Raw genomic sequence first — 16,223 nt, forward strand, 5'->3', positions numbered from 1 at the left:
GTTCGTTAGTCCGTAGCGATGGTGTAGCAGGGTTTGTACGCTTTCCCCGGCAGTTTCATCCGCTGCTGTTTTACAAAGGAATTCAGCAGCGTATCCATGCTCCGCATCAAGGCCGGATCACCGCGTAGCTCGTAGGGTCCATTATTTTCTACGTTGCGGATCCCTTCGTCCTTTACGTTCCCCGAAACAATTCCCGAAAATGCACGGCGCAAGTTGGCGGCGAGCAGGTAGGGTTCCTGGTTATTGTGCAGGGCCAGGTCGCGCATGTTTTCATGGGTTGGCATAAACGGGCGCTGGAACTCCGTGGAAACCTTCAGCTTCCAGTTGTAGTAGTACGCATCTCCCGTGTCCTTCCTGTATTGACGTACCTTGAGAATTCCCGCAGACATCTGCCGGCCCACTTCCTGCGGATCATCAATGATGATCTGGTAGCGCGACTGCGCCTCTTCTCCAAGGGTTTCCCCAATGAACTGATCGATCTGCTCGAAGTACTCCGCTGCGCTGGCGGGCCCGGTAAAAATGACCGGGAAGGGCTGGTCCCGATTGTCCTGATGCAACAGAATGCCCAGCAGGTACAGAATTTCTTCTGCAGTGCCTGCGCCACCGGGGAACACCACAATACCGTGGCCGGTACGCACAAACGCTTCCAGCCGTTTTTCAATATCCGGCATGATCACCAGCTGGTTCACGATCGGATTGGGCGCCTCTGCGGCAATGATTCCCGGTTCGGTAATGCCCAGGTATTGCCCGTGGCTATCGCGCTGTTTGGCGTGGCCGATGGTGGCGCCTTTCATCGGGCCTTTCATGGCGCCAGGCCCACAACCCGTGCAGATATCGAGGCTGCGCAGGGCCAATTCATAACCGACTTTCTTGGTGTAGTCGTACTCTTCGCGTGAAATGGAGTGGCCGCCCCAGCACACCACAAGGCGCGGTGCGCGAGTGCGGTCGAAAGTGCCCGCATTTCTCAGGATATGGAACACCGCATCGGTCACCCCCTGTGCAGAAACCAGATCGTAGCGAGGGTCGCCGGTGATTTCGCTGCGTACGTAAATGATGTCCCGCAGTACGGCGAACAGGTGTTCTGCAATACCCTGGATCATCCGGCCATCCACAAAGGCAGTGGCCGGTGCATTGCAGACCTTGAGTTTGACAGAGCGCTCGGTAGGAATGACGGAGATGTCGAAGTCGGAAAATTTTTCCAGTAGCTCCTTGCCATCATCCATATAGTTGCCGCAATTCAGAACGGCGAGGGCGCAGTTGCGGAAGATGGTGTTTTGCGGGCCGCGGCTGGTGTCGGTGAGTTTGTGGATCTCGTACTTGGAAAGAATATCGAACTGCCCGGTCGGGGAGACTCGTGCATCCACGAGTTCGATAAGTTCTGTGGTCATACAACCCCCAGTAATGCTTGTCGTTCAATGCCCGCTGTACAGGGGCATTTGATTATCAGATTGCGTCTGGCGGAAAAGGTTTTATTTGCCGGTTCCTGACTAAGGATAGCTGACGGGTGCGTCGAGATTGGAAATTCCGGGGGAGGAAGAAAAGAAAAAGCCCCGAACTCTTGCGAGATCGGGGCTTTTCGATATGGCGCACTCGGAAGGATTCGAACCTTCGACCGCTCGGTTCGTAGCCGAGTACTCTATCCAGCTGAGCTACGAGTGCGTCGTTGTGGTTGCGAACTATAGTGACTTGCCTTGGCTTCGTCAACTGTTTTTTTAAAGATTTTTTGAAAAACTCTTTAAAAATCCGCAAGTTACCGAGCTTTTGCTTGTGGCCGAAACCTTTGCTTCAGCTCGATAGGGCGCGCATTCTGCCGCGGCTTCTGACCCAATGCAAGCAGTTTTTTGAACTTTTCTCAGGAAGCCAGCTGAACCGGGGAATCCGCTTCTGAACCGTCTAAATGCTGAGCAAACGCCCGCTCCAGAATCTCTGGGTCCCGGTGGCGTTTGATCTGCTCGAAGAATAGCTGTGCCTGGGGAAAACTCAGCTTCAGATAGGCTAGCCACTGCTTGACCCGGTTGCCCAGGTATTTGGCGGGGTAAATATCTTTGGTGGTGGTGTAGTACTCGTAAAGGATGGCGGCGACCTGGGGCCAGGGGAGGGGGTTCACTTCCTCTCCGGCGCACAGTGCGCGGATCTGCAGGCCGATATCCGGGCGTGCCAACAGGCTGCGACCAAACATGTACGCGTCGCAGCCGGTCACCTCCCGGCAGCGTTGAAAGTCCGCCAGCGTCCACAGGTCACCATTGGCGATCACCCGAATGCCCAAAGCCTCACGAATCTCGCCAATGTATTCCCAATAGGCGGGTGGACGGTAGCCATCCACCTTGGAGCGGGCATGCACCGCCAACTCTGAAGCGCCGCCGTTCTCGGCCGCGCGGGCGTTGTCCATATAGGTGCTGCGATCTTCAAACCCGAGACGGATTTTTGCCGATACCGGAATATGATCCGGGACCGCATTTCGCACCGCCGCCACAATGCCTTCCACTCTGGAGGGAGACTTCAAGAGGCAGGCGCCGCCATCACTGTTGTTGACCTGCTTGGCGGGGCAGCCGAAATTGAGGTCGATCGCCGTAGCACCGGCTTCCACTGCGCGGATGGCGTTAAACGCCATGGCATTGGGGTTACCCCCCAACAGCTGCAGCTTCACCGGTGTTCCCGTAGGCGTCACTGCACCCTGATCCAGCTCGGGGCATAAACGGGTAAATACCCGGCGTGGAAGTTTGGTGTGGGTGACGCGCACAAACTCCGTGACACAAGTATCCACGCCACCAATCTTCGACAACAACGCTCGAACGTGGTGATCAATCACGCCTTCCATCGGTGCCTGATAGATCAATGGCGTTTTGCTCGTGGTGAAATCTGTGCTCATGGACTGTGAAGCTGGCCGTCAGTACTACTTAAGAAGGGTTTGGGTGCGCATTGTACGAGAAATTATTCGGCCTGGTTAGTTATTGTTCAGTTTCCGGCTGGAGAGGCGGAAAGTCACTGCTGATGGGCGCGGGAGGCTGGGGGAGTTTATTGCGGCTTGGTGAACTGGTCGGATCTGGCAGGGAAAATGGTCGAAATTGGCGGTTTTATAGGGGTTCTTGGTTGCTTCTGTAACTAATAAGTGTTTGATTTTGAAAGGTTCTTTTATTGATAATATCGCCCGCTGAATTGCAGGTTAACAAAATCTGCGCAATATCCTGGTGACGCTATGCCGGCGACCCACCGGAACCCGGTGGACTGCCAGGGCAAGAATCAGAGTAATAAAAAGCAACGAAGCGAGGGGATTACCGTGCGAGACGCACTTCTACAGCAAGGCCTGGACATCACTTTGTTCGGCATGGGTATCGTTTTTACATTTCTGCTGTTGCTGGTGATCTGCACCACCATCATGTCCCGCGTGATGACCCGCTTTTTCCCTGAGCCAGAGCCTGTTGCGGCTCCCGCTTCTGCGCCCGCCCCGCAATCTGCCGCTGGTAACCAACGCCTGCGCAAAATCATTGAAGCCGCCATCGAGCAGCACCGCAATCGCCGCAAATAGTTATCACATCAGTATTTATCTGATTTTATGACACTCTTTGCCGGTCTTTCCCGTGCGATTTTTCGGCGCGGGTAAGCGGATAAAAAACATCACCCTTTTTCATTTGCCAAGATCAATTTTGAAGAGAGACCACCCATGACTGAGGTTAACTCTTTAGTTAAAAAGTCCCCCCTCGGGATTACCGATGTAGTTTTGCGCGACGCTCACCAGTCGCTGTTCGCCACCCGCCTGCGGCTGGATGACATGCTGCCGATTGCGGAAAAACTGGATAAAGTCGGCTTCTGGTCTCTCGAATCCTGGGGCGGCGCCACATTTGATGCCTGTATCCGCTACCTGGGTGAAGATCCCTGGGAACGCATCCGCGAATTGAAAAAGGCCATGCCCAACACGCCGCAGCAGATGTTGTTCCGCGGCCAGAATATCCTGGGCTACCGCCATTACGCGGATGACGTGGTGGAAAAATTTGTCGAGCGCGCAGCCACTAACGGTGTAGACGTTTTCCGCGTGTTCGATGCCATGAACGATATGCGCAACCTGCAGACCGCACTGGCGGCCGTGAAAAAACAGGGTAAGCATGCGCAGGGCACCATCTCCTATACCGTCAGTCCAGTGCATAACATGGACATGTGGGTCGACCTGGGTCGCCAGATTGAAGATATGGGTGCGGACTCCATCGCCATTAAAGATATGGCCGGCCTGCTGCGTCCGTACGAAGGTTACGAGCTGGTTTCCAAACTGAAGGCGGCGGTGGATATTCCCATCCACATGCAGTGTCATGCCACTACTGGCCTGTCTACCGCGACTGCGCTGAAGTGTGTGGAAGCGGGCATCGACAATATCGATACCGCAATTTCCTCCATGTCCATGACCTACGGCCACAGCCCCACCGAGGCCGTCGTGGCGATTCTGGAAGGCACTGATCGCGATACCGGCCTGGACATCAACCTGCTGGAAGAAATCGCGGCTTACTTCCGCGAGGTACGCAAAAAGTACGCGAAGTTTGAAGGTTCTCTGCGCGGCGTTGACTCCCGTATCCTGGTCGCCCAGGTGCCCGGCGGTATGCTGACCAATATGGAAAATCAGTTGCGCGAGCAGGGCGCTGGCGATCGTCTGGACGAAGTGCTGGAAGAAATTCCCCGAGTGCGTAAAGACCTGGGATATATCCCACTGGTAACACCGACTTCGCAAATCGTTGGTACCCAGTCTGTATTGAATGTTCTGACTGGCGAGCGTTACAAATCCATCTCCAAAGAAACTGCCGCAGTATTAAAGGGCGAATACGGTGCGACGCCGGCAGACGTCAACAAAGAGCTGCAGGACAAGGTTCTGGAGGGGGGTGAACCCGTGACCTGCCGCCCGGCTGACCTGATTGCGCCAGAGCTCGACAAACTGTCCACAGAGCTTAAACAGAAATCTTCGGAAGACAGCATCCCCCTGACCAGCGGCGAAGGTGAAATCGACGATGTGCTCACCTACGCACTCTTCCCGCAAATTGGTTTGAAGTTCCTAAAAAACCGTGGCGACGCTTCGGCCTTCGAGCCAGTGCCCACCGGCAACGAATCCACCGAGGTCAAAAACGATCAGGGTGATTGTGTCTACACCGTCTCCGTGGAAGGTGAAAGCTACACCGTTACCGTGGCCGACGGTGGCGATGTGACCGGCATGGTGAAAGTGGGTGGTGAAGCCCCGGCTGGCGCTGCCTCCTCGCCTGTGGCAACGGGCGGTGGCGAACCGGTAAAAGCGCCGCTGGCGGGCAATATCTTCAAGGTTTTGGTAAAACCCGGTGACCAGGTCACCGAGGGCCAGAGTATTGTGATTTTGGAAGCCATGAAAATGGAGACCGCAGTCAGCGCACCGCGCGCGGGTAGCGTGACCGGCGTGACCATTAAAGAAGGCGACTCCGTGGCGGTGGGCGACGACCTGCTGACCATCGCATAACGGGGGCCACAGTGGAAAATTTAACCAACCTCTGGCTCTCGTCTGGCGCAAACCAGATGACCATCGGGCAGTTCTCGATGATCGTGGTGTGCCTCGGTCTTCTGTTCCTGGCGATCCGCAAAAACTTCGAGCCGCTGCTGCTGGTACCGATTGGTTTTGGCGGTATTCTGGCGAATATTCCCGGTGCCAATCTGGCAATACCGGCAGTAGAAGCGGCGATTGCCTCTGGCGATGCCGGTGTATTGGCGCAACTTTCCCAGGTGCTTGGCTTGGGGGCCTTCGAATCCGTCGAAGGCCTGAAAGCGGCACTGGAAAGCGCGCCGGCAGCGGCCGCGGAGCGGGCATCTCAGGTGGCCGCAGATGCGGGTTTCTCCAATGGCATGTTGTACAACTTTTATAACGTGGCCATCGCTTCCGGTGTTGCACCCCTGGTGATCTTTATGGGCGTTGGCGCCATGACCGATTTCGGTCCGCTGCTGGCCAACCCGCGCACCCTGTTCCTCGGCGCCGCTGCACAGTTCGGTATCTTCGCAACGGTACTGGGTGCGGTGGGCATGTCGGCCGCTGGCATTATGGATTTCTCCATCGCCGACGCCGCCGCCATCGGTATCATCGGTGGTGCAGACGGCCCCACCGCGATCTACGTATCCAGCCTGCTGGCACCGGATCTGCTGGGTGCCATTGCGGTGGCTGCCTATTCCTATATGGCACTGGTACCACTGATCCAGCCGCCTATCATGCGCGCCCTGACCACGGAGCAGGAACGCCGTATTGAAATGGTGCAACTGCGCCCGGTGAGCAAGCGCGAGAAGATCGTCTTCCCGCTGGTGCTGTTGATCCTGGTTGCGCTGTTCCTGCCAGACGCGGCGCCACTGCTGGGTATGTTCTGTTTCGGTAACCTGATGCGCGAGTGCGGAGTGGTGTCCCGCCTGTCCGATACTGCGCAAAACGCACTGATCAATATCACCACCATCTTTCTGGGGCTTTCTGTTGGCTCCAAGCTGGCGGCGGATAAATTCCTCGACCCGAAAACCCTGGGAATCCTGGCGCTGGGTATCGTGGCGTTCGCGATTGGCACCGCGGCCGGTGTTCTGATGGCGAAGCTGATGAACGCCGTCAGCAAGAACAAGGTGAACCCGTTGATCGGCTCTGCCGGTGTATCCGCGGTGCCGATGGCCGCGCGGGTATCCAACAAGCTGGGCCTGGAAGCTAACCCGCACAACTTCCTGCTGATGCACGCCATGGGCCCGAACGTGGCCGGGGTGATCGGCTCCGCGGTCGCCGCGGGTGTCATGATCACCATGGTGCGGGCAATGACCGGCTGACCTTTGTCCTGGTGACCGATATAACCCCGCTCCGGCGGGGTTTTTTGTGTCTGGAATCAATCGTGTGACTAGTGAGTTCTGTTCGGTGTGCGTGAAATAGGGGAGTGGCGCGCCTCGTGGTAATATGGCCGCCGTTTTACTATCAGTGGCACCAGTGCGGGTGTCCGGAAGGAGTAGATATGTCCTGGTTGGGAGCGGGTATCGGTGCCGGTATCGGCATGATGTTTGGCGGTCCTATTGGTGCAGCCCTGGGCGCGTGGGTAGGCAGCTCCTTTGGCTCTGGCCTGAAGAGGCTCAGCGAAGCGGGAATTACCCTGAATCGCGACGGCGCCCAGGCGGTATTTATCGTTGCCCTGTTTTCCATGCTGGCGAAGATGGCCAAGGCGGACGGCCAGGTTTCCAAGGCCGAAGTACAGCTGGTTGATGACTTTATCAACAACAATCTGCGCTTAAATGCCGAAGACCGTCAGCAGGCGATCAAGATCTTCCAGAACGCGAAGACGGACGAGTACTCCATCTACGATTACGCCCGTCAGTACCGCCAGCTGATTCGCAACCAGGCCATGCGCGAGATGGTGTACCGCCTGCTGTTTGCCGTGGCCTTTGCCGATGGCGAACTGCACCCGGCAGAAGAGCAGATTCTGCGCAAGATTCCGGAAGATCTTGGACTGCACGCTTCCATTTTCACCGCTATGTTCAACGAGTTTGCCCGCGGTGCCGGCCCAGTGGCCAGCGGCGATAGCCTTAAGGCACATTACGACGTGCTGGAGTGCAGCCCGGATGTGAGCGACCGGGAACTCAAACTGGCCTACCGTCGCAAAGCGGCGGAATTCCACCCGGACAAGATTGCCTCGAAGGGCTTGCCCGAGGAGTTTATGCGTCACGCGGAAGACCAGATGAAAAGTGTTACTGTCGCTTACGACACCATTGTTGCCGCGCGCAAGCGCCAGGCGGAAGTCAATTAGGGCTGACCCGGTAATTGAATATGGTAGTGGGATATAAAGAGGGAAGTTGGAAATGTCTTTAGCGCAACACATCCAGGAAAAGCTGGCCGAGGCATTCGGCCCGTCTCATATTGAGGTGGAGTGCGAAAGCCATATGCACAGTGTGCCGGAAGGGGCTGAAATGCACTTTCGTGTGGTACTGGTGAGCGAGGCTTTCCATGGGCTGCGCAAGGTGCAGCGTCATCAGAAAGTGTATGGCGTGCTGGCGGATGAAATGGCCGGCCCGATCCACGCACTGGCGCTGCATTTATATGATGCAGACGAATGGCAGGGGCAGGCTCCGGCCAGTCCGCAGTGTCTTGGAGGCGGAAAAGGCTAACTCTCACTGGTTCAATTGAAGTTTATCCCGCCAATTTTTCTCCGCTCAACAATTCTTTACGCTTGCAAAATTTCCGTCAGAGGGACCTGAATGTCGCCTGAATAACTGACGGAAATTTTCCTATTTTGATTTCCTTCCCGAATAAGTCGGAGGCTTCTCTGGCGCACTAATCTCTCCGTCACCCTTCTATGGCGCATGAATTCCCCTTCGTGTCGCGAAATGCCTTCTTCTGCAGTCTGAAAATCACAATGAAGAAATTTGCGCCTGGCGCATGTGTCATTTTTTCGGAAGAAACGTGCGACGAATTTGCACAAAAGTTCCACAACTAAAGATTTTTTTTGGTTGTTTTTTCTACAGCCACTCACAGGCCTGTCTAGACTGACAAGTGATTGGGTTAATTGCTGTTTAATTTGCCGAATACGATGGAGTTCTCAATGAAAATGACACGCGTTCTGACACCGCTTGCGATCGCTGTAGCTGCACTGGTCAATGCCCAACAAGCTTCTGCCGGTTGGTTGAGCGATGGAGATTTTATTGTACGTGTAGGTGCCAGCTGGGTAGATGCTAATGATGATCATGATCAGTTTCGTCTGAGCGATCGATATAGCACTGCGAAGTTTGACGTCGATTCCGACACCACCTGGAATATCTCCGGTGTTTGGCTGCCGGTAGAACACTGGGGTGTCGAACTGATGTATATCGGTTCTACCCAGCATGATCTGAAAGCGGAAGATATTCGTTTCGGCGATATCACGTACGACACAGATCGCTACCGTGTAGGTGACTTTGACGCTAGTTACGCCAATGCGTTCTTGAACTGGTATCCGCTGAGCCGCGACTGCCTGGGTCAGCCATACATCGGTATTGGTGTGAACTACACCGATTTCAGTGATGAGCATCTGCGCGGTCAATTCCGCGACGATATCAATAACTGGGATCCGGATCTGGGTATTCGCAATGTGCAATACGGTCTGGGACATTCCTGGGGTATTGCCGGTCAGCTGGGTGTGGATTTCCGCTTTGGCCGTGACAGTGCTTTCCTGGTAAATGCCGCGGTACTGTACATGGATGCTGACACCAATATGACCACTTACTTCACGGATACCACTCTGCCGCGTAACCCACGCTTGAGTGTATCCGACGACGTAGATTACAGCCCCTGGGTATTCAACCTGGGCGTTGGTTACTCCTTCTAATCACACCTGGTGATTTAACGAGTAGCGTTCAAGGAAGAACGGAAAAAGGCACCCTCGGGTGCCTTTTTTCTTTTACTGGTAACTAATGGGAAGTGGCAATCGTCCATGGAGTACCACGATTACTATCAGATTCTGGGTGTTGAGCGCACTGCCTCTCAGGATGAAATCAAGAAGTCGTACCGCAAGTTGGCGCGCAAGTTTCACCCGGATGTGAGCAAAGAAACTGATGCGGAAGAACGCTTCAAGGAAGTCAATGAGGCTTACGAAGTGCTGAAGGATCCGGAAAAGCGGGCGGCGTATGACCAGCTCGGAAAAAGCTGGAATAGTGGAGAGGATTTTCAGCCACCACCGGACTGGGAGCGGGGGTTTGAGTTCCGAGGCGGCGGCTATACGGAAGCGGACCCGGAGGCGTTTAGTGACTTTTTTGAAAGCCTGTTTGGGCGCGGCGGTTTCCAGCAGGGCGGCTTTCAGCAGGGAGGTCAGCGATTCCACGCTCAGGGGGAAAACACGCATGCGCGTATTGCGATCGATATCGAAGACAGTTATCGGGGCAGTAAGCGCCAGATTACGCTTAAACATCCCGAGCTGGGTGCCGACGGCCGCCCGGTGGTGAAGGAGCGCACGCTGAACGTGACCATCCCGAAAGGAGTGACCGAAGGCCAGCAAATACGCCTGGCGGGGCAGGGTCAACCTGGTATTGGCAATGGAAAGGCGGGCGATCTGTACCTGGAAATCGTGTTCAACCGGCACTCACGCTATAGCGTTGAGGGTAAGACAGTCTATCTCGAGCTGCCGGTGGCACCCTGGGAGGCAGCACTGGGTGGCAAGGTCCCGGTGGTTACACCAGATGGCACGCTCAACCTTACTCTGCCGGCGAATAGTAAAAACGGGGGAAAACTGCGCTTGAAAGGAAAGGGGCTGCCGGCAAAAAAGCCGGGAGATCTCTACGTGGTTCTGGATATTGTCACGCCGCCTGCAAATACCGAAGAAGAGCAGCAGGCCTATCGGCAATTTCGTGATAGCTTTCAGTTTGACCCCCGCAACGCAAGTAATGGAGGAGGTGTCTGATTATGCGGTCACAGAATAGACCCGAGAGCGCTCTCGTCGAAGTGCTTGACGAGCACAGCATACTGACCCTGCGAGAGCTTTGTGTAGCCTGCAACCTGACGGCCGAGCAGGTTCTGGCGATGGTTGATCACGGGGTCATTGATGCGCAAGGAGAGGGGGCTGGATTGCGCTTTAGTGGAATTTGTGTGCGCCGGGTGCGCCGCGTTTACCGCCTGGAGCGGGATCTCGGGGTGAATCACGCGGGCGCTGCGTTGGCACTGGAGCTGCTGGAAGAAATTGAACAGCTCCGAGCGCGCGTGCGGCGCCTCGAGCGGCGCTAGCGGGATGGCTTGAGTGGTATTGAATTACCCGGCGGTTGCCTTACTGGTGATTTCGTATACCAGGTAGGTGGTGTAGGCCACGTAGGCGGCAAGCAAAGCAGCACCTTCGAAGCGATTGATACGGCCCTGGCGTTTGCCGAACCCAAAACCGAACACAAACAGGGCAATGGTCAACCCCATAACCATCGGCCAATCCCGGGTGATTAGCTCGTGCGGTACGTTGGGCATGGGTGCAATTACGCCGGCGATACCGACGACCGCCAGCAGGTTAAACATGTTTGAGCCCACCACGTTGCCGATGGCGATATCGTGCTGGCCTTTTTTGGCGGCTACCAGTGTGGCCGCGAGTTCAGGGAGTGATGTTCCCAGTGCGACAATGGTAAGACCGATAATCAGGTCGCTTACACCCAGCTGGTGCGCGATGGTGACGGCGCCCCACACCAGTAGCCGCGAGCTGACGATCAGCAGGATCAGGCCCGCGACCACCCAGAACAATGCTTTCCCCAGGGGCATATCGTGTTCATCGAGGTTTTCCTCCATACCACTTTCGATCAGGTCGCCCTTGCCTTTGATCGCCGAATAGATGGACCAGCCAATTACCCCAAAGAAACCGGCCAGCAGAATCATACCCTCGGCTCTGCTTAACGTGCCGTTCCAGAAAAAGGCCGCAGTCAGTATGGTGATAACCAACAGCAGCGGCAGTTCTTTGTGGATGATCTTGCTGTTGACCGTCAGGGGAATTATCAGGGCGGTCACGCCCAGGATCAGACCGGTATTGGCAATGTTGGAACCGTAGGCATTGCCCAGCGCCAGCCCTGGGCTACCGTCCAGCGCTGCCATGGCAGATACCACCATTTCCGGTGCCGAGGTACCGAAGCCCACGATCACCATGCCAATTAACAGTGGCGGCATACCCGCGTGTTTGGCGGTTGCGGCGGCGCCATCGACAAATCGATCGGCACTCCACATCAGCAGGAGAAATCCGGCAACAATGGCGAGCGAGGCAAAAATCATGGGCGTCCTTAGTCAATATGGATGGCCATTCACCACAATCGCGCGGTGCGGTGAATGCGGTGAGACCGAATTTGGGGGCCGATTGTAACGGCAATACAAGCCGCTTGCAGCGTTCAAACCCCACTGCGGTGTAGTTGGTGGCTGAATCCCGCGGACCCTACAGTTTGGTCTGATTTTGCACCGAGTGCTGGGCTGTCGCGCAGACCACAAACTGGAGAGCCGGACGATGAACAAGAAGTTACTGCTGGGCGCCCTGATCGGCGCGGGAATGTCCATGTTGAATAAAAAGATTCGTCAGCAATCGGCCCCAGCACCGGGTACACCTCCGCCGGATTTTTCCAAGGTGCCGCCGCCCCAGCAGTCGGATAACTCCGGTGGCGGGCCGAGTCTGGATGACATCCTCGCCCGTGCCGGCCAGCCGGGCGGATTGAACCCCGGCGGTAGCGTTGGTGCCTCGCCCCAGGGGGGGGCGGCGGGCGGTGCGTCTGGTGGCGACATCTTTGGAGGCGCCATTCCTGCAGGTGCTGGCGCCGGCGGTGCTGCTGTGCTGATGGAAATCGCGCGGCGGATTTTCGCGCAGATGCAGCAGGGTGGCGGCGCGATCGGAGGCACTTCAGGCGGCGGTGCCGGACAGGGAGGCGCAGGGGGAATGGGCGGTCTGGGCGATATTCTCGGTCAGATTTTCGGTGGAGCCGGCGGTAAGTTCGGCCAGCAGGGATCGAAAGGTCCCCAGAACAATCCCGACAGCTGGCAGAATATGCAGCCGCGAGGCAAAGGCGGTTTGTTCGGATTCGTGAATTCCGAGGCTGCGGGCGATGCGCTCAATGCCGAGGGTGACGAGCAGGCCGAGGCCATGTTGAAAGCGATGGTGGCCGCCGCCCAGGCGGATGGCCGCATCGATGAGACGGAACAGAAAAATATCATGCAGGCACTGGACGGGCAGGTCGATGCCTCGCAGCTGGATGAATTGCGTCAATTTCTCACCACGCCCATCAGCATGGATGAGGTGGTTGCCGCGGCGGATGATCCGGCCACGGCATTTAACCTGTACCTGGTGTCCGTGATGACGTGTAATCCGGATAACCCGCAGGAGAGGGCGTACTTGTCGGGGCTGGCAGAGAAACTGGGGATTTCCCCTCAGGCGGCACAGGTAATCGAATCACAAGTGCCGCACTGAATTGCCGGGGTGGGGGGAAAAGCTTAGGGCAGAAGCTGGGCGAAGTTGGGTCCGGTGGGGTAGTCGCCTCTGGTCCAGCCGAGGCGGACCACGACAGTATTGGTGGAGGGTGAAATCATCACCGCCTGTTCGCGGTTGCCCAGCATAAAGTAACTGTCTTCGGGCAGCTCCGGGTAGCGCAGCGCCTCGCCGCCGCCATTCAGCCAGAACTGGTAGCCATAGCGCGGCTCGTTCTGGCTTTTGTTTGGCTTGCTGGCCGCGTTTACCCAGTTTTCAGGCAGCAGTGCCACTCCTTCCCAGTGCCCGTCGTTCAGCATCAGCAGGCCGAGCCGCGCCCAGTCCCGGGCGGAGGCGTAAATGTAGGAACTCCCCACGAAGACACCACTGGCATCGACCTCAAAGGTGGTATTGCGCATCCCGAGTGGAGCGAGAATCTGCTGTTGAAAGAAATCCACGTTGGCCTGGGGATTGGCACCTACCCGGTCGTAAACCCAGCGGGCCAGTAGGTTAGTGGTACCGGAGGAGTATGAGAAATGCGTTCCGGGAGAATGTGCCAGAGGACTTTGCAAGGCGACATCGGATGCGCTGTGGGCGCCAAACAGCATCTTCGTTGCATCACTACCCGGGGCATAGGTTTCGTCGAAATCGAGCCCTGAAGACATTTGCAGCAGGTTCTCAAGGCTGATTTTGCTGCGATCGTCGCTCCATTGCGGGAACAGCGGTGACGATGTGTCTAGTTGTGGTTGTACTGCTTGCAGGCGCCCCAGCAACATTGCCGTCAGGCTCTTGCCCATCGACCAGCCCAGTAGTTGCGTCTGCGGAGTAATTTGATCGCCGTAGGACTCCGCCACCAATTTGCCATCCTGCACGACCAGCAAGGCGCGGGTGTTGAGCCCGGCACTGTTGTCCTGTGTGACAATCTCGTCGAGGATTTTCTGTAGCGCGGGGTCGATATCCGGGGCCGTATTCCCCGTTGGCCAGGGCGCAGAGGACTCGGCAACCGGTGCGACGGTTACCTGGGCCAGCGCACTGGTATCGCCAATATCCAGCGTGCAGCCGAGCCCCGGCCGAAAGGTCGCGCTGGTTTCGCCCATCCCCATCAGCGTGGCGGTAACCCTTTTGGCCTGGTCGTCATAGTGCAGGTCCAGCAGACGGTTCGCCGGAGAGTACGAGGCGAGATCGTTCAGGTTGCGGGTGTGGTCAAAGCCGGAAAGGTAGCGCCCGGAACAGGCGAGCTTGGCACCCATGCCGGTGGAAACACGCACCGCATTGCCCAATTCGGTAATGGAAAACCCCAGCAGTCGCGGGGCGAGTAGCGCGAGCGCGAGTATTAATACCGCGATAACGGCGAGCAGACTCAGAATTATTTTTTTCATTCGATCTCGGCACCTTGAATCAATGGCTCTTCAATTTAGCCGTAAATCATTGCCGATGCGCCAGTGGATGGACAGGTTATTAAGTGTCAGCCTCGGTGACGTTTTCAAATTCAGACAACAGTTTCAAAAACGGTTTGCCAAATTTTGCCAGCTTGCTGTCTCCGATTCCGGAAACCGCCAGCATTTCCTGCTCGTTGCGCGGTCTTGCGCTGAGCATTTCCCGCAGGGTGGCATCGTGGAATACGACGTAGGGCGGAACCCCAAGGTCTTCCGCCAGGGACTTGCGCAGGCCGCGCAGGGCATCCCAAAGCGGTAAATCGTCCTCGGCAATTTCCACCGCGGCGCGGGTGCGTCCACTTTCTGATTTTCCGGAACCTTTTGCGGCTTTTGGCAGTGTTCGCAGCTGTACCGATTCTTCAGCGCGCAACACCGGGCGGCACTGCTCGGTAAGTTGCAGGGCGTTGAACGCTTCCGCGTTCACGCGCAGGTAACCGCGTACTACCAACTGGCGGGCAACCGCGCGCCACTCATTGGCACTGAGATCGGCACCTATACCGTAAGTGGACACCTGGTTGTGATTGAACTGGCGGATTTTTTCCGTATCCGCGCCGCGTAAAACGTCGATCACATGGGCGGCACCGAAACGCTGGCCGGTACGGTAGATACAGGACATGAGTTTGCGGGTGGCATCGCTGGCATCCCAGGTAACAGGTGGGGTCAGGCAGGTGTCGCAGTTTCCGCAATCCGCGGCGAGCGTTTCATTGAAGTATTGCAAGAGCGCACGGCGCCGGCAGCTGGTGATTTCACATAAACCCAGCATGGCATCGAGACGCTGGCGCTCCTGACGCTTATGCTCCTCACTGCCCTCTGAGGTGCTTGCCATCTGGCTCAGCTTGACCACGTCTTCCAGGCCGTAGAGCAGCAGGGCGGATGCCGGCTCGCCGTCGCGTCCCGCGCGGCCGGTTTCCTGGTAATACGCCTCGATACTTTTGGGTAGATCCAGATGAGCCACAAAGCGTACATCGGGCTTGTCGATCCCCATACCGAAGGCAATGGTAGCCACCACGATGACGCCTTCCTCCCGCAGGAAGCGGCGCTGGTGATCCGCGCGGGTGTCTACCGCCAGGCCGGCGTGGTAGGGCAGGGCATTGAACCCCTGCTGTTGCAACCAGGCTGCGGTGGTTTCTACCTTGTTGCGTGACAGGCAGTAAATGACCCCGGCGTTACCCTGGTGCTCTTCTTTGAGAAAATGCAGAAGCTGGCGCTTGGGGTTGTCCTTGGGGGCAATGCGGTACTGGATATTGGGCCTGTCGAAGCTGCTGACGAAATGGCGCGCGGATTCCAGGTCGAGACGGCGGGCGATCTCTTTTTGCGTGCGCTGGTCGGCGGTGGCGGTCAGCGCTACCCGCGGCACATCGGGGAAGCGCTCGTGCAGGCAGGACAGGTGCAGGTAATCCGCACGGAAATCGTGGCCCCACTGGCTCACGCAGTGCGCTTCGTCGATGGCAAACAGGGAGATATCCGCCTGATCCAGCAGCTCCAGGGTGCGCGGTTGCAGCAGGCGCTCCGGGGCCAGATACAGCAGGTCCAGTTCGCCCCGTAGCAACTGCGCTTCCAGCTCCTGTGCCTCGTGGAACCCCAGGGAGGAATTCAGGAATGCCGCGGCGACGCCCACCGCACACAGCGCCTCTACCTGATCCTGCATCAGCGCGATCAGGGGGGATATCACCACGCCGCAGCCCGGGCGGGCGAGGGCGGGGATTTGATAACACAGGGATTTGCCCCCGCCGGTAGGCATCAGGACCAATGCATCCTGCCCGCTGACCAGCGTGTCGATAATGGCTTGCTGGTCACCCCGGAATTCGGTGTAGCCGAAGGTGTGTTCGAGGATGTAGTGGGGCGAATCTGAGGAGGGGGCGGCGTCATTCATGGCGGGCAGTATACCGCCTGAATTTGACCG

Annotated in this window: 14 protein-coding genes and 1 tRNA gene; 9 read left to right on the top strand and 6 right to left on the bottom strand. The window is 57.0% G+C overall.

From position 1 onward, the window contains the following. Positions 1–5: 5 nt before the first annotated feature. From ppnN to ACXAG1_RS00135, 3 genes are all read right to left on the bottom strand, one after another. Complete coding sequence (gene ppnN, locus ACXAG1_RS00125; protein ID WP_475093438.1) at positions 6–1,388, bottom strand: nucleotide 5'-monophosphate nucleosidase PpnN; 1,383 nt, start codon at positions 1,386–1,388, stop codon at positions 6–8. 194 nt (positions 1,389–1,582) lie between these two features. Further along, a tRNA-Arg gene (locus ACXAG1_RS00130) sits at positions 1,583–1,659 on the bottom strand. Positions 1,660–1,852: 193 nt separating this feature from the next. Then, the gene (locus tag ACXAG1_RS00135; protein WP_475093437.1) at positions 1,853–2,869 is read right to left on the bottom strand and encodes a tRNA dihydrouridine synthase; all 1,017 of its coding nucleotides are present in this window, start codon (positions 2,867–2,869) and stop codon (positions 1,853–1,855) included. Positions 2,870–3,196: 327 nt separating this feature from the next. Here ACXAG1_RS00135 and ACXAG1_RS00140 point away from each other — a divergent pair, with 327 nt between their 5' ends. The 8 genes from ACXAG1_RS00140 (at position 3,197) to ACXAG1_RS00175 (ending at position 10,696) form a co-directional block, all read left to right on the top strand. After that, positions 3,197–3,526 (top strand): OadG family protein, encoded by a 330-nt coding sequence (locus ACXAG1_RS00140; protein WP_475093436.1) that lies wholly within the window; start codon positions 3,197–3,199, stop codon positions 3,524–3,526. 135 nt (positions 3,527–3,661) lie between these two features. After that, a complete protein-coding gene (gene oadA / locus ACXAG1_RS00145) occupies positions 3,662–5,464 on the top strand; it encodes a sodium-extruding oxaloacetate decarboxylase subunit alpha (RefSeq protein WP_475093435.1) in 1,803 nt (600 codons plus the stop codon). 11 nt (positions 5,465–5,475) lie between these two features. Further along, the gene (locus ACXAG1_RS00150) at positions 5,476–6,789 is read left to right on the top strand and encodes a sodium ion-translocating decarboxylase subunit beta (protein WP_475093434.1); all 1,314 of its coding nucleotides are present in this window, start codon (positions 5,476–5,478) and stop codon (positions 6,787–6,789) included. Positions 6,790–6,968: 179 nt separating this feature from the next. Further along, positions 6,969–7,754 carry a co-chaperone DjlA gene (gene djlA, locus ACXAG1_RS00155; protein ID WP_475093433.1) on the top strand — a complete coding sequence of 262 codons (786 nt, stop codon included), beginning with the start codon at positions 6,969–6,971 and terminating at the stop codon, positions 7,752–7,754. A gap of 52 nt (positions 7,755–7,806) precedes the next feature. After that, positions 7,807–8,112, top strand: a complete 306-nt coding sequence (locus tag ACXAG1_RS00160; RefSeq protein WP_475093432.1) for a BolA family protein — start codon at positions 7,807–7,809, stop codon at positions 8,110–8,112. 434 nt (positions 8,113–8,546) lie between these two features. Beyond that, positions 8,547–9,308 carry an OmpW/AlkL family protein gene (locus tag ACXAG1_RS00165; RefSeq protein WP_475093431.1) on the top strand — a complete coding sequence of 254 codons (762 nt, stop codon included), beginning with the start codon at positions 8,547–8,549 and terminating at the stop codon, positions 9,306–9,308. A gap of 105 nt (positions 9,309–9,413) precedes the next feature. Next, positions 9,414–10,376, top strand: a complete 963-nt coding sequence (locus ACXAG1_RS00170; protein WP_475118583.1) for a DnaJ C-terminal domain-containing protein — start codon at positions 9,414–9,416, stop codon at positions 10,374–10,376. Positions 10,377–10,378: 2 nt separating this feature from the next. Further along, entirely contained in the window at positions 10,379–10,696 is a 318-nt protein-coding gene (locus ACXAG1_RS00175; RefSeq protein WP_475093429.1) for a chaperone modulator CbpM, read from the top strand. Between the two features lie 24 nt (positions 10,697–10,720). Here ACXAG1_RS00175 and ACXAG1_RS00180 read toward each other — a convergent pair whose 3' ends face one another. After that, positions 10,721–11,710, bottom strand: a complete 990-nt coding sequence (locus tag ACXAG1_RS00180) for a calcium/sodium antiporter (RefSeq protein ID WP_475093428.1) — start codon at positions 11,708–11,710, stop codon at positions 10,721–10,723. A gap of 226 nt (positions 11,711–11,936) precedes the next feature. Between ACXAG1_RS00180 and ACXAG1_RS00185 the strand changes: the two genes are divergently transcribed. Then, on the top strand, positions 11,937–12,887 hold the full coding sequence (locus tag ACXAG1_RS00185; RefSeq protein WP_475118584.1) for a DUF533 domain-containing protein: 951 nt from the start codon (positions 11,937–11,939) through the stop codon (positions 12,885–12,887). Positions 12,888–12,910: 23 nt separating this feature from the next. Here the strand turns inward: ACXAG1_RS00185 and ACXAG1_RS00190 are convergent, their stop codons facing one another. Both ACXAG1_RS00190 and recQ read right to left on the bottom strand, forming a co-directional pair. Further along, positions 12,911–14,263: a serine hydrolase domain-containing protein gene (locus ACXAG1_RS00190; RefSeq protein ID WP_475118585.1), complete on the bottom strand. Its 1,353-nt coding sequence runs from the start codon at positions 14,261–14,263 to the stop codon at positions 12,911–12,913. A 79-nt stretch (positions 14,264–14,342) separates the two neighbouring features. After that, positions 14,343–16,193, bottom strand: coding sequence for a DNA helicase RecQ (gene recQ / locus ACXAG1_RS00195; RefSeq protein ID WP_475118586.1), 1,851 nt, complete (start codon positions 16,191–16,193; stop codon positions 14,343–14,345). Positions 16,194–16,223 lie beyond the last annotated feature (30 nt).

This window comes from Microbulbifer sp. ABE4_465 (assembly GCF_056160765.1).